This is a genomic window from Streptomyces sp. NPDC090499 (genome assembly GCF_044769305.1).
Lineage (GTDB): Bacteria > Actinomycetota > Actinomycetes > Streptomycetales > Streptomycetaceae > Streptomyces.
Genome location: NZ_JBIVXP010000010.1, coordinates 176782 through 189868, shown reverse-complemented (window position 1 = coordinate 189868; position 13087 = coordinate 176782). Strand labels below are relative to the sequence as shown.

Here is a 13087-nt window from a genome sequence, read left to right as displayed (position 1 = left end):
TGAGCCGGCCGAACGTGGACGCAGCGTAGACCCCGGAAGGGTGTCCGCCGGAAGAGGGCCGGGGGCGGGCCCCTGAGCTGCCATGCTAGTTTCGTCTAACGGACGCAGCCGTTGTATGCTGCTCCGGTTGCCCGATCCGATCGGGCCATTCCCTGGCAACGCCACTCAGGATCCCTGATCTCAAGGATCTGGATCCCGGCTGCCGGGATCCAACCGTAAGTGCATCTGAAGTCTTTGGAGTGACCCGTGGCTGCCAACTGCGACGTCTGCGGCAAGGGGCCGGGCTTCGGCAACAACATCTCGCACTCGCACCGCCGTACGTCCCGCCGCTGGAACCCGAACATCCAGCGTGTGCGTACCGTGGTCGGCGGGACGCCGAAGCGCGTCAATGCCTGCACCTCGTGCATCAAGGCCGGCAAGGTCTCGCGCTGACGCACTGTCGCTGAGCGCGCGGCCACCGCTGGTTCGCTGCACAGAGCCGGTCCACCTCCGGGTGGGCCGGCTTTTTGCCGTGCCCGGCCGGGCACGGCACCAGGCCTGACAAGCTGATCCCATGCGCTTCGGCATCCTGGGCCCCCTGGACGTACGCACCGGCGACGGCACCCCCCTCGACCCCGGCGGCCCCCGCCCCCGCGCCCTGCTCACCCTGCTGCTCCTGGGCGCCGGCCGGCCGGTCTCCCTCCAGCGCCTCACCGACGGCCTGTACGGCGCCGAGCCCCCCGCCGGGGCCGCCAACGCGCTCCAGTCGCAGATCTCACGGCTGCGCCGGCGGCTGGCCCCGCATGCGGAGATCGAGGCCACCGCCACCGGGTACCGCCTCGCCGCCGCCTCCGACACCGTGGACGCACACCTGTTCGAAACCTGGTCCGCGGCCGGACGTGCCGCCCTCGCCGCCGGCGACCACCGGGGGGCCGCGGCCCGGCTCCGCGAGGCCCTCGCCCTGTGGCGCGGCCCCGCGCTGCCCGACCTTCCGGACGCCGGGGCCGAGGCCGCACGCCTCGACGAGCTGCGGCTGGCCGCCGTACAGGACCGGGTCGAGGCGGACCTGGCGCTCGGCGGCGGTGCGGAGCTGGTGCCGGAGCTGCGGGCGCTGCTGGCCGGCCGGCCGCTGAGCGAGCGGCTGTGCGGGCAGCTGATGCGGGCGCTGCACGCGGCCGGGCGCCCCGCCGAGGCCCTCACCGTGTACGAGGAGGCCCGCCGCACGCTCGCCGACCGGCTGGGCGCCGATCCCTCGCCGGAGCTGTCCGCACTCCATCTGGAGCTGCTGCGGGGCGCGGCGCCCGAGCGGCCCCGCCTCCCGGTCCAGCTCACCCGCTTCGTCGGCCGCGAACCCGAGCTCGTCCGGATCGCCGCCGGGCTCGCCGCCTCCCGGCTGCTCACGCTGACCGGTCCGGGCGGGGCAGGCAAGACCCGGCTCGCGATCGAGGCGGCCCAGCAGCACCCCGGCGCCTGCCTCGTGGAACTCGCGCCGCTCACCGACGGCTCCCGGATCCCGTACGCCGTCCTGGCCGCCCTGGGCATCCGCGAGGGCCTGCGCGCTCCCGCCGCCGACACCACGGACCGGCTGCTGGCCGCCCTGGAGGAGCGCGAGCTGCTGCTCGTCCTGGACAACTGCGAGCACCTGGTCGAGGAGGCCGCGAGGCTCACCGCGCTGCTCCTCGCCGCCTGCCCGGGGGTGCGGGTGCTCGCCACCAGCCGGGAGTCGCTCGGCATCACCGGCGAGGTCCTGGTCCCGGTGCCCCCGCTGCCGCCGGAACCGGCGGTGCGGCTCTTCCTGGACCGGGCCCGCGCGGTACGCCCCGGATTCGACGGGCACACGCGCGTGGCCGACGTCTGCGCCGCCCTGGACGGGCTGCCCCTGGCCATCGAGCTGGCCGCGGCCCGGCTGCGCACCCTCACCCCCGACGAACTCGCCGACCGTCTTCAGGACCGTCTCGACGACCGCTTCCGGCTGCTGTCCCGCGGCGACCGGTCCAAGGCGCCCCGGCACCGCACCCTGCGCGCGGTCGTGGAGTGGAGCTGGGGGCTGCTGGACGAGGAGGAGCGGGAGCTGGCGCGGCGGCTGACCGTCTTCTCCGGGGGCGCGACCCTGGCGGCGGTCGAGGCGGTGTGCGGACTGCCGTATCCGGAGGACGTGCTGGCCTCGCTGGTGGAGAAGTCGTTCCTGGAGGTGTCCGAGGGCCGTTACCGGATGCTGGAGACGATCCGGGCCTTCGCCGCCGAGAGCCTGTCCGGTCCGGAAGGCCTGGCGGACGCCCACGCCGGCTACTTCCTGCGGCTGGCCGCGGAGGCCGAGCCGCACCTGCGCGGCGGCGGGCAGCTGCCCTGGCTGGCCCGGCTGGCCGCCGAGCACGCCAACCTCGACGCGGCCCTGCGCCACCTCGTGCGCCGGGACACCGCCGGAGCCCTGCGCCTCATGGGTCCCCTCTCCTGGTTCTGGCGGCTGCGCGGGGTGCACGGCGAACGCGTGGCGACGGCCCGGGAGCTGCTGGCCGCGGCCGGGGACGCACCACCGTCCGGGCTGGAGGAGGAGTACGTGCTGTGCGCGGTCAACGCACTCTCCGGTGCGGGCGACGAACCGGAGCTCATCGCGCGCGTGGACGCCGTCCTGGACGCGTACCGGGGGCCGTTGCGGATGCCGTACATCCTCGTGCTGTGGGCGGTCGCGGCCGGTCCGCGGCCCGCCACCGACGCGCACGCGCTGGCCCTGGCCGGCTCCTCCCCCTGGGCGCGTGCCCTGCTCGACGTGGGCCTCGGCTTCCGGGCGCAGTTCGCGGGACGGCCGCGGGAGTCCGAGGAGTACTTCACCCGGGCGCTCGCCGGGTACCGGGCCACCGGGGACCGCTGGGGCCTGGCCAACTGCCTCGATCCGCTCGGCATGCTCGCCCACGCGCGCGGGGAGTCCGGACGCGCCCTGGAACTGCTCGACGAGGGGCTGGCCCACGTGCGGGAGCTGGCCGCGCCCGAGGAGACCGCCGATCTGCTGCGCACCCGGGCCACCGTGCTGCTGCACCGGGGCGACACGGCGACCGCGGTGGCCCACTTCGAGGAGGCGCTGGCGCTCGCGCGGGGCGCCGGGCTCCCCGACAAGGTGGCGGCCGCCCGGCGCGGCCTGGGCGACGCGGCCCGGCTGTCCGGGAACGCGGCACGCGCGCGCGTGCACTACGAGGACGCCCTCCGGGAATGCGCGGCCAACTGGTTCAGCGTCGGCGAGACCGTCCGCAGCCTCATCGGGCTGGGCCGCACGGCCGCCGCCGAGGGGCATGCCGGGGAGGCCCGCGACTGGTTCCGGCAGGCCGCCGAGCTGGCCGTGGAGGGGCCGGGCGACCTGGAACTCGCCGACGCGGCCGAGGCGTTGGCCGCCACCGCCGGCTCCGCCGAGCGGGCCGCGGAGCTGCTGGGCGCCGCGACCGGCTTGCGGGGCGGCCGGACCGAGGGCGACCCGGACGTCGTACGCGTCGAGCGGGAGGCGCGGGCGAAGCTGTCCGCCGAGGCGTACGACCGGGCCTTCGAGCAGGGCCGACGGCAGCGGTCAGCGGCGGTCAGCGAACGGTAGGGGGACGGTCAGCGCCCCCGGCGAAGCTCATGGCATGACGAAGAACACGACAGGCAACCCGCCGGCGAACCTCGCCCACCTCAGCGTCCTGATCTCCGGCGCCAGCGTCGCCGGCCCCGCCCTCGCCCTCAACCTGGCCCGGCTCGGCGCCCGCGTCACCGTGGTCGAGAAGGCGGCCGGACTGCGCGGCGGCGGCTTCGCGGTCGACTTCCGCGGCCACGTCCACCGCACCGTCCTGACCGCCATGGGCATCTGGGACGAGATCCACGCCCGCCAGACCCACATGGGCCGCCAGACGGTCGTCGACGCCGACGGCAGCCCGCGGGTGGACCTGCCCGCCGAGCTGATGAGCGGCGACGTGGAGATCTTCCGCGGCGACCTCGCGCAGATCATGTACGAACGCACCAGGGACGACGTCGAGTACGTCTTCGGCGACTCGATCGCCTCCCTCGCCCAGGACCCGCAGGGCGTCGACGTCACCTTCGAGAAGGGCGCGCCCCGCCGCTTCGACCTGGTCGTCGGCGCCGACGGGCTGCACTCCAACACCCGCCGGCTGGTGTTCGGCGACGAGTCCCGCTACCTGCGCTTCTTCGACCACTACGTGGCCGGCTTCGACGTCCCCAACCACCTGGGCCTGGACCGCACCGGCCGGGCCTACAGCGAGCCGGGCCGCGGGATCGTCATGGGTAACTACGACGGCGACCCGGACCGCGCGGGCGCCCTGCTGGTCTTCCGGTCCGAGGAGCTGTCGTACGACCGCCGGGACGTCGCGGCGATCAAGCGGATTCTCGCGGACCGCTTCGCCGGGATGGGCTGGGAGACCCCGGCCGTGCTCAAGGCCCTGGCGGACGCCGACGACCTGTACTTCGACGCGATCGCCCAGATCCACGTCGACCGGCTGGTCGAGGGGCGGGTGGCGCTGCTCGGGGACGCCGGGTACGGGGCGACGATGGGCGGGATGGGGACGGGGGTCGCGATCGTCGGCGCCTACGTCCTCGCCGGTGAGCTGGCGCTCGCGGGCGGTGACTTCCGTACCGCCTTCGCGGAGTACGAGTCCCGGATCCGGGATTTCGCCAAGGGCTGCCAGAAGATCTCCGGGAACGCGGGCCCGTTCTTCGCCCCGCCGACCGAGCGGCGCATCCGCAGCCGGGACCGGATGTACCGGGTGCTCGCCTCCCGTCCGCTGGCCCGGTTCTTCAAGAGGATGACCGAGAAGGCGGCCACCGGCATCAGGCTGCGGGAGTACCCGGCCCTGCTTGCGGCCTGAGGGCCCAGCCGTGGTCCACGGGTCCGATCCCGGCGCCGAGCGCGAACCCGGCCGCGATCGCCCCGGTGACGTACTCCTTGGCCGCCGTCACCGCACCCGGCACCGACTGCCCCTTCGCGAGCTGCGACGCGATCGCGGACGCGAGGGTGCAGCCCGTGCCGTGGGTGTGCCGGTTGTCGTACCGGGGCGCGCGCAGCAGGAGTTCGTCGGTGCCGTCGGTGAGCAGGTCGACGGCCTCGCCGGGCAGGTGCCCGCCCTTGATCAGCACCCAGGTCGGGCCGTACGACAGCACGGCCGCCGCGGCCCGGCGCAGATCGGCCTCCGACTCGACCCGTACGCCGGTCAGTTGGGCCACCTCGTCGAGGTTCGGGGTGGCGACGGTGGCCAGCGGGAGGAGCCTGGTGCGGACCGAGTCGAGGGCGGAGGCGGCGAGCAGCGGGTCGCCGTGCTTGGAGACGCCGACCGGGTCCACGACCACGGGTGCGTCGGTCCCGGCGAGCAACTCGGCGACCGTCTCGACGACTTCGGCCGAGGAGAGCATCCCGGTCTTGACAGCGTCGACCCCGATGTCGTCCACCACGCTCCGGTACTGGGCGCGGACGGCCGCCACCGGCAGCTCCCAGGCACCCTGTACGCCCACGGAGTTCTGCGCGGTCACCGCGGTGAGCACGCTCATGCCGTGCACGCCCAGCGCGAGCATCGTCTTCAGGTCGGCCTGGATCCCGGCCCCGCCACCGGAGTCGGAGCCCGCGACCGTCAGTACGCGCGGCAGGCTCACGACTCGATGTCCCCGAAGTGGTCCCAGCCGCCCTTGCTGGTCCAGGGCGCGCCGTCGACGGTCACCTGGGGCAGCGCGGACGGGTTGAGGACCTCGCCGATGACCTTCCAGCGGGCGGGCAGCTTCACGTCCGGCGGGAAGGTCGCCACGATCGCGTGGTCCTCACCGCCGGTGAGCACCCACTGGATGGGGTCGACGCCGACGGCCTGGCCGATGTCGTTCATCTGGGTCGGGATGTCGATCGCGCCGGAGCGGATGTCGATGCGCACCTTGCTGGCCTCGGCGATGTGCCCGAGGTCGGCGATCAGCCCGTCGCTCACGTCGCACATCGCGGTCGCGCCGAGGGCGGCGGCGGCCGGACCCGCGTGGTACGGCGGCTCGGGACGGCGGTGCGCCTCCACGAACGCCCGCGGCGAGCGGAAACCGCGGGAGAGCACCGCGTAGCCGGCCGCGGACCAGCCCAGCCAGCCCGTGACGGCGATCAGGTCGCCGGGCTGGGCGCCGGCCCGGGTGACCGGTTCCTGGTTGCGCAGGTCGCCGAGGGCGGTGATCGACACCATGATCGTGTCGCCGCGGACCACGTCGCCGCCGACCACCGAGGCGCCGGCCACCTGGCACTCGTCCCGGATGCCGTCCATCAGCTCGCTGGGCCAGGTCACGGGGAGTTCGGCGGGCACGACCAGGCCGAGCAGCAGGGCGGTCGGCACGGCGCCCATGGCGGCGATGTCCGCGAGGTTCTGCGCGGCCGCCTTGCGGCCCACGTCGTAGGCCGTGGACCAGTCGCGGCGGAAGTGCCGCCCCTCCAGCAGGATGTCGGTGCTCGCCACCACCCGGCGGTCGGGCGCGGCGACCACCGCGGCGTCGTCGCCGGGGCCGACCCGGACCGCCGGAGTGGTGGTGAGACGGGAGGTGAGCTCCCTGATGAGCCCGAACTCCCCCAGCTCACCAACAGTGCCCTTCATTGCCCTTACGCCCCTTCTCTGCCTTGCCGTGCCCGCTCGCGCGTCATCGTCGTCCTGGATACGGTCGAGGTGACCGTCAACTTCTGTCGTGCCTGCACCCTGGCGCGCAAGCCCTGTCCTCGCAGGTCTCCCCGCGGTGAGCGGCGACGCGATACCGTGGCCGTTCCTTTTCCCCACATGATCCTCGTGGCCGCCCTGGAGGTTCCGTGGTACAGGCGTACATCCTGATCCAGACGGAGGTCGGCAAAGCGTCGACCGTCGCCGAGATCATCAGCAAGATCCCTGGAGTCATCCAGGCCGAGGATGTGACAGGACCGTACGACGTCATCGTGCGCGCGCAAGCGGAGACCGTCGACGAACTCGGCCGGCTGGTGGTCGCGAGAGTCCAGCAAGTGGACGGCATCACGCGCACCCTGACCTGCCCGGTGGTCCATCTGTAGCCCCCGTCTACCCTTGGCCGGTGAACTTCTTCCGTCACCGGCCATTCGGCCTGCCCGCGCTCGCCGCGCTGATGATCGCGGCAGCGGGCTGCTCATCAGCGGACGACGCCCCGTCGGCGGCGGTTCCCAGTCCTGGCGGGGCGGTTGCGACGCTCTGCGATCGCCTTGACCGGGTGCTTCCGGCGAAGGTCGACAAGCTGGGCCGACGGGATCCCGAACCGGCCTCCCCGCTGACCGCCGGTTGGGGCGGCGACCCGGCGATCATACTGCGCTGCGGTGTCGAGCGGCCTGCCAAGATGGCTGACGCCGAGGCCGACGGGGTCGAGGTGAACGGGGTCGGGTGGCTGCTGGAACAGGAGTCCGACAAATCGTTTCGGTTCACCACGACGTTGCGGAAGGCGTATGTCGAGGTGACGATTCCCGCGGGGCGGACCGGGGATGGCATGGCGCCGCTGGTGAGCTTGGCGCCTGCCATCAGGAAGGCGATTCCGGAGGGGATCGCCGACTGAGCGGGCAGCGCCCCGTAAGGGGCGCGGGGAACTGCGCGACCAGCCGCGACGGCGCCGCGGCGGGGCGACGACATGACGGGGCACTTCCGGCGGAGCGCCGTGGCACGGCGGGTGATCCGTCGGGTGCGGGATGTGCGTGGTTGCTCGCGCAGTTCCCCGCGCCCCTTTCGGGGCGCTTCAGCTCGGGGCGTTTTCTAGCGGAGCCCTGTTGAACGGTTCAGGGCGGCCTGGATCAGGCGGTCGATCAGCTCCGGGTAGGGGACGCCGGTCGCCTGCCACATCTGGGGGTACATCGAGATCGGGGTGAAGCCCGGCATCGTGTTGATCTCGTTGATGACGAAGCGGCCGTCCTCCGCGAGGAAGAAGTCGGCACGGACCAGGCCCTCGCAGGAGGCGGCCTCGAAGGCGTCCACCGCGAGCCCGCGGACCTCGGCGGTCTCCTCGGGGGTGAGGGGGGCCGGGACGATGCCGGGGGTGGAGTCGATGTACTTGGCCTCGAAGTCGTAGTACGCGTGCTCCGAGGGCGGCGGGATCTCCGCCGGGACCGAGGCCCGCGGCCCGTCCTCGAACTCCAGGACGCCGACCTCGATCTCGCGGCCGCGGACGGCCGCCTCGATCAGGATCTTCGGGTCGTGGGACTGGGCCTCGGCGATCGCCTCGTCCAGGCCGGAGAGGCCGTCGACCTTGGTGATGCCGATCGACGAACCCGCGCGGGCGGGCTTCACGAACAGCGGCCAGCCGTGCTCGCCGGCGAAGTCGACGATCTTCTTGCGGGCGGCGGACTCGTCCTGCTGCCACTCGCGGGGCCGGATCACCAGGTACGGGCCGACGGCGAGCCCGAAGGAGGCGAACACCCGCTTCATGTACTCCTTGTCCTGGCCGACGGCCGAGGCGAGCACGCCCGAGCCGACGTACGGGACGCCCGACAGCTCCAGGAGTCCCTGCAGGGTGCCGTCCTCGCCGTACGGGCCGTGCAGCATCGGGAAGACCACGTCGACCTCGCCGAGCGCCTTGGGCACCGAGCCGGGCTCGGTGTAGACGACCTCGCGGTCGGCCGGGTCGACGGAGAGCACCACGCCGCCCTCGGCGGACTCCGCGAGGTCGGCGACCTCGGGGGTACGGCGTTCGGTGATCGCCATGCGCTCGGGTTCGTCGGCCGTGAGCACCCAGCGGCCTTCCCGGGTGATGCCGATCGGCAGGACGTCGTACCTGGTCCGGTCGATGGCGCTCAGCACGGCTCCGGCGGTGACCATGGAGATCCCGTGCTCGGAGCTGCGGCCGCCGAAGACGACGGCCACGCGCGGCTTGCGAGCGGGCTGCTCAGGGCTCTGGGGGAGGTTCTCGGTGCTCATATCGCGTTGAGAGTACCCGGTGGTAGGGCCCCGAGACAGCGACGGCAGGACGGGTTCGCTCAGCGTCGCTCGGGCTTCGCGCTGCGCGACATCAGCTCCTTGAGGGCGACCACCGGGGGCTTGCCCTCGTGCACGATGTCGACGACCGTCTCGGTGATCGGCATCTCCACACCGTGCCGGCGGGCCAGATCGGCCACCGACTCGCAGGACTTGACGCCCTCGGCGGTCTGCCGGGTGACCGCGATGGTCTCCGCCAGGGTCATGCCCTTGCCGAGGTTGGTGCCGAAGGTGTGGTTGCGGGAGAGCGGGGAGGAGCAGGTGGCCACCAGGTCGCCGAGCCCGGCGAGTCCCGAGAAGGTCAGCGGGTCGGCGCCGAGGGCGAGGCCGAGCCGCGCGGTCTCCGCGAGACCGCGGGTGATGAGGGAGCCCTTGGCGTTGTCGCCGAGCCCCATGCCGTCGGCGATGCCCACGGCGAGGCCGATCACGTTCTTCACCGCGCCGCCCAGCTCGCAGCCGACGACGTCGGTCTCGGTGTACGGCCGGAAGTACGGCGTGTGGCAGGCCGCCTGCAGCCGCCGGGCGACCGTCTCGTCGGTGCAGGCGACCACGGCGGCGGCCGGCATCCGGGCCGCGATCTCCCGGGCGAGGTTGGGTCCGGTGACGACGGCGACGCGGTCCGCGCCGACCTTGGTGACGTCCTCGATGACCTCGCTCATCCGCATGGCGGTGCCGAGTTCGACCCCCTTCATCAGGGAGACGAGGACCGTCCCGGGCGCGAGCAGCGGCGTCCATTCGGCGAGGTTGGCCCGCATGGTCTGGGACGGCACCGACAGGAACGTGAAGTCGGCGCCGGCTGCCGCCTCGGCGGGGTCGGTGGTGGCCCGCAGGTTCCCGGGGAGTTCCACACCCGGCAGGTAGTCGGGGTTGGTACGGCCGGAGTTGACAGCCTCCGCCACCTCCGGGCGCCGCGCCCACAGGGTCACCTCGCACCCGGCGTCGGCGAGCACCATCCCGAAGGCCGTACCCCACGAACCCGCGCTGAAGACCGCCGCCTTGGCAGGCATGCTCACTTGCCGCTCTCCTCTTCCAGACCACTCTGGGCACGCGTGCGGCGCCGCTGCTCGATCCGCACCTGGCGTGGATCGTAGGGGGTCTCGGGAGCCTTCTCGCCGCGGATCTCCTCCAGCTGGCGGGTGACGGCCGCCATGATGACCTCGGTCGCCTCCTTGAGGACGTCCTGGGTCATCTCCCTGCCGTAGAAGCGGGTGAGGTCGACGGGCGGTCCGGCGAGGACGTGGTGCGTCTTGCGCGGCAGCAGGTTGGGCTTCTTCGCGTACGGCGGGAGGAGTTCGTTGGCGCCCCACTGGGCGACCGGGATCACCGGGCACTTGGTCTGCAGGGCGACCCTGGCGGCACCGGTCTTGGCGGCCATGGGCCACTGGTCCGGGTCGCGGGTGATCGTTCCCTCAGGGTAGAAGGCGACGCACTCGCCGCGCTCCACGGCGTCGATCGCGGCCCGGAAGGCGCTGAGCGCGTCGGTGGACTCGCGGTAGACGGGGATCTGGCCGGTGCCTCGCATCGCGGCGCCGACGAATCCCTTCTTGAAAAGCCCGCTCTTCGCGAGGAATCGCGGAACACGGCCGGTGTTGTACTGATAGTGGGCGTAGGCGAAGGGGTCGATGTGGGAATTGTGGTTCACCGCGGTGATAAAACCGCCCTCGGCCGGAATGTTCTCCATTCCACGCCAGTCCCGCTTGATCAGAACCACCAGCGGAGGTTTGCAGAGCACCGCAGCGAAGCGGTACCAGAAGCCGATTCTCCGGCGGGGCACGCGGACACCTTCCTCTAGGACTTCTTCCCGGCCTGGGATCGGGAAGAAGTGTGGCCCCGGCCCGCCGGCCTGTCGAGAACACCGTACGCCTCGGTGTCGCGGCCACCCCGTGGGCCCGGGTGACAATGAGGCAACAAGGGAGGGACGGTACGACTGTGCAGTGGACCCTGGTCATCCCGCTCAAGCCGCTGGCCCGTGCCAAGAGCAGGCTCGCGGACACCGCATCGGACGGCGTGCGCCCGTCACTGGCCCTCGCCTTCGCCCAGGACACGGTGGCGGCCGCCCTGGCCTGCCAGTCGGTGAAGGATGTGGCGGTCGTCACGGACGACACGCTGGCCGGGCGGGAGCTGTCGGCACTGGGCGCGCGGATCGTCCCGGACACGCCGGGCGGCGGTCTGAACGCGGCGCTGCGGCACGGGGCGGCGGCGGTCCGGGCATCGCGTCCGGAAAGCCCCGTGGCGGCCCTGAACGCCGATCTCCCGGCCGTCCGCCCGCTGGAATTGGCCCGGGTTCTCGACGCGGCCGCGGAATTCCCGCGCGCTTTTCTCCCGGACGCCGCGGCAATCGGCACCACCCTGCTGGCGGCGGCTCCCGGCCGGGAATTGGCGCCCGCGTTCGGCCCGGATTCCCGCGCCCGGCACGCCGCCTCGGGCGCCGCGGAACTGCGTCTGGTGGGCGTGGACTCGGTACGCCAGGACGTGGACACCGGCGCCGACCTGCGCGCGGCCCTCGCCCTGGGCGTGGGCCCCCGCACGGCCGCGGTGGCCGCCCGCCTGCTGATCCCGGACCAGTAGGCTGCGCTCATGCAGGCGACCGCATACACGTACGACCCGGAGACCCACAGCGGCCAGGTGCTCCTGGACGACGGCACCCCGGTGCCGTTCGACGGCCCGGCCTTCGAGGCGGGCGGCCTGCGGCTGCTCAGGCCTGGTCAGCGGGTACGGATCGAGACCGAGGGGTCGGGCGAAGATCTTCGCGTGACCCTGGTGACCCTGCAAACGTTCTGAAGCGCAAGCGCCCCGCACGGGGCGCGGGACTGTATTCGATGTGCGGCTCCGCCGCGTGGGCGCGACCAGCCCCACCGGGCCGAACCCGAAACACAACGCAACTCTGTCGCCGAACACACCGCGGGCCGGACTCCCCAAGGGAATCCGGCCCGTCGCGTGAGTGTCCCCGAGCCCCGCTCGCCTAGCGGGCTGCGGCCTTCTTGGCGACAGCCTTGCGCGCCGTCGACTTCTTGGCCGGCGCCTTCTTGGCGGTGACCTTCTTGGCCGGAGCCTTCTTCGCGGCCGCCTTCTTCGCGGTCGCCGTGGTCTTCTTGGCGGTGGTCTTCTTCGCCGTCGCCGTGGTCTTCTTCGCGGCAGCGGCGGTGGTCTTCTTGGCCACCGTCTTCTTCGCGGTGGTCTTCTTCGCCGCCGCCGTCGCCTTCTTGGCGGTGGTGGTCTTCTTCGCCGCAGCCTTCTTGACCGTTGCCGAAGCGCCGCCGGTCAGGCTGCCCTTGGGCGCCTTCTTGACCGCGACCTCACCGCCGCGCGGGAGCTTCTTGGAGCCGCTCACCAGGTCCTTGAAGCCCTGACCGGCACGGAAGCGCGGCACGGAGGTCTTCTTGACCCGAACCCGCTCGCCCGTCTGAGGGTTGCGGGCGTAACGGGCGGGGCGGTCCACCTTCTCGAAGGACCCGAAGCCGGTGACCGAGACCCGCTCACCCGCGACGACCGCGCGGACGATGGCGTCCAGGACATGGTCGACAGCCTCGGCGGCCTGCTGGCGGCCGCCCATCTTGTCGGCAATCGCTTCTACGAGCTGCGCCTTGTTCACGTCTTCCCCTTCGGAGACATCGCCAGAACGAATGTGTTCAAGCTTTTTCGCACGTTAGGCAGATATATACCGCAAATCAAACACGAAACGGGCTTATCACCCTTGTGCCGCAACCGACTCGGCCGCTCGTACGGTCCGGTCAGCGGTCCTCTTCGGGGATTCGACCCGCATCGAGGTCCGCGTTGAACCGTTCGAGCCGCCTCGCCGCGTCGGCCACGTCGTGTTTGGCCGCGGCCGTAATGACCAGCAGCTTCCGGGTCAGCGCCATCCGTACGCCCTCCGGGACTTGCAGTGCGCGCACTTTTGTGTGCGCTTCCTTGAGTTGGTCCGCGACCGCCGCATAGAGCTGGAGTTGGCCGTCGTGTTCCATGCACAGATTGTGCCATCTGGGGCGAGTTGTCGCCTGCGCAGGGTGCAACTGGCGCCTCGAATGGCCTTCGGGGCACTTGCGGAAGCCGCGGACACAGCACTCACGTACCCCGACAACATCCGCCCTAACGTGGGAAGTTGGCAAGACCTGCGACAACGCGAGCGCCCGTTCGGGTGCAGACATGGCTGTACCCCCAATCGTGGC

At 72.3% G+C, this 13087-nt stretch carries 14 protein-coding genes; 7 read left to right on the top strand and 7 right to left on the bottom strand.

Translation table 11 applies throughout. The features are described from left to right. Positions 1-246 precede the first annotated feature (246 nt). From rpmB to ACIQVL_RS32510, 3 genes are all read left to right on the top strand, one after another. Complete coding sequence (rpmB, locus tag ACIQVL_RS32520; protein ID WP_003993230.1) at positions 247-432, top strand: 50S ribosomal protein L28; 186 nt, start codon at positions 247-249, stop codon at positions 430-432. 121 nt (positions 433-553) lie between these two features. Next, positions 554-3556, top strand: a complete 3003-nt coding sequence (locus ACIQVL_RS32515) for a BTAD domain-containing putative transcriptional regulator (protein WP_403477128.1) — start codon at positions 554-556, stop codon at positions 3554-3556. A gap of 34 nt (positions 3557-3590) precedes the next feature. Next, a complete protein-coding gene (locus ACIQVL_RS32510; protein ID WP_403432835.1) occupies positions 3591-4823 on the top strand; it encodes an FAD-dependent monooxygenase in 1233 nt (410 codons plus the stop codon). On the opposite strand, the gene thiD is transcribed toward ACIQVL_RS32510, so the two are convergent. Further along, positions 4786-5601 (bottom strand): bifunctional hydroxymethylpyrimidine kinase/phosphomethylpyrimidine kinase, encoded by an 816-nt coding sequence (thiD, locus tag ACIQVL_RS32505; protein ID WP_403477127.1) that lies wholly within the window; start codon positions 5599-5601, stop codon positions 4786-4788. The two genes, ACIQVL_RS32510 and thiD, sit on opposite strands and share 38 nt — an antisense overlap. Then, positions 5598-6563, bottom strand: a complete 966-nt coding sequence (locus ACIQVL_RS32500) for a thiamine-phosphate kinase (RefSeq protein ID WP_093498874.1) — start codon at positions 6561-6563, stop codon at positions 5598-5600. Before ACIQVL_RS32500 ends, thiD begins: the two co-directional genes overlap by 4 nt. A gap of 206 nt (positions 6564-6769) precedes the next feature. Here ACIQVL_RS32500 and ACIQVL_RS32495 point away from each other — a divergent pair, with 206 nt between their 5' ends. Both ACIQVL_RS32495 and ACIQVL_RS32490 read left to right on the top strand, forming a co-directional pair. Further along, entirely contained in the window at positions 6770-7003 is a 234-nt protein-coding gene (locus ACIQVL_RS32495; RefSeq protein WP_093498875.1) for an Lrp/AsnC family transcriptional regulator, read from the top strand. 20 nt (positions 7004-7023) lie between these two features. Then, complete coding sequence (locus ACIQVL_RS32490) at positions 7024-7512, top strand: DUF3515 domain-containing protein (protein ID WP_403432829.1); 489 nt, start codon at positions 7024-7026, stop codon at positions 7510-7512. 194 nt (positions 7513-7706) lie between these two features. Here the strand turns inward: ACIQVL_RS32490 and ACIQVL_RS32485 are convergent, their stop codons facing one another. The 3 genes from ACIQVL_RS32485 to ACIQVL_RS32475 are packed head-to-tail and all read right to left on the bottom strand — an operon-like array spanning position 7707 to position 10695. Next, positions 7707-8864: a D-alanine--D-alanine ligase family protein gene (locus ACIQVL_RS32485; protein WP_403432826.1), complete on the bottom strand. Its 1158-nt coding sequence runs from the start codon at positions 8862-8864 to the stop codon at positions 7707-7709. 59 nt (positions 8865-8923) lie between these two features. Beyond that, complete coding sequence (locus tag ACIQVL_RS32480) at positions 8924-9934, bottom strand: NAD(P)H-dependent glycerol-3-phosphate dehydrogenase (protein WP_403432823.1); 1011 nt, start codon at positions 9932-9934, stop codon at positions 8924-8926. Then, complete coding sequence (locus ACIQVL_RS32475) at positions 9931-10695, bottom strand: lysophospholipid acyltransferase family protein (protein ID WP_403432820.1); 765 nt, start codon at positions 10693-10695, stop codon at positions 9931-9933. Before ACIQVL_RS32475 ends, ACIQVL_RS32480 begins: the two co-directional genes overlap by 4 nt. Before the next feature lie 155 nt (positions 10696-10850). On the opposite strand from ACIQVL_RS32475, the gene cofC reads away from it, so the two are divergent. Beyond that, positions 10851-11489: a 2-phospho-L-lactate guanylyltransferase gene (gene cofC, locus ACIQVL_RS32470; protein ID WP_403477126.1), complete on the top strand. Its 639-nt coding sequence runs from the start codon at positions 10851-10853 to the stop codon at positions 11487-11489. A 9-nt stretch (positions 11490-11498) separates the two neighbouring features. Further along, a complete protein-coding gene (locus ACIQVL_RS32465; protein ID WP_403432815.1) occupies positions 11499-11702 on the top strand; it encodes a hypothetical protein in 204 nt (67 codons plus the stop codon). A gap of 181 nt (positions 11703-11883) precedes the next feature. Here ACIQVL_RS32465 and ACIQVL_RS32460 read toward each other — a convergent pair whose 3' ends face one another. Then, complete coding sequence (locus ACIQVL_RS32460; RefSeq protein ID WP_403432812.1) at positions 11884-12513, bottom strand: HU family DNA-binding protein; 630 nt, start codon at positions 12511-12513, stop codon at positions 11884-11886. Positions 12514-12652: 139 nt separating this feature from the next. Then, the gene (locus ACIQVL_RS32455) at positions 12653-12883 is read right to left on the bottom strand and encodes a hypothetical protein (protein ID WP_362583586.1); all 231 of its coding nucleotides are present in this window, start codon (positions 12881-12883) and stop codon (positions 12653-12655) included. Positions 12884-13087: the final 204 nt, after the last annotated feature.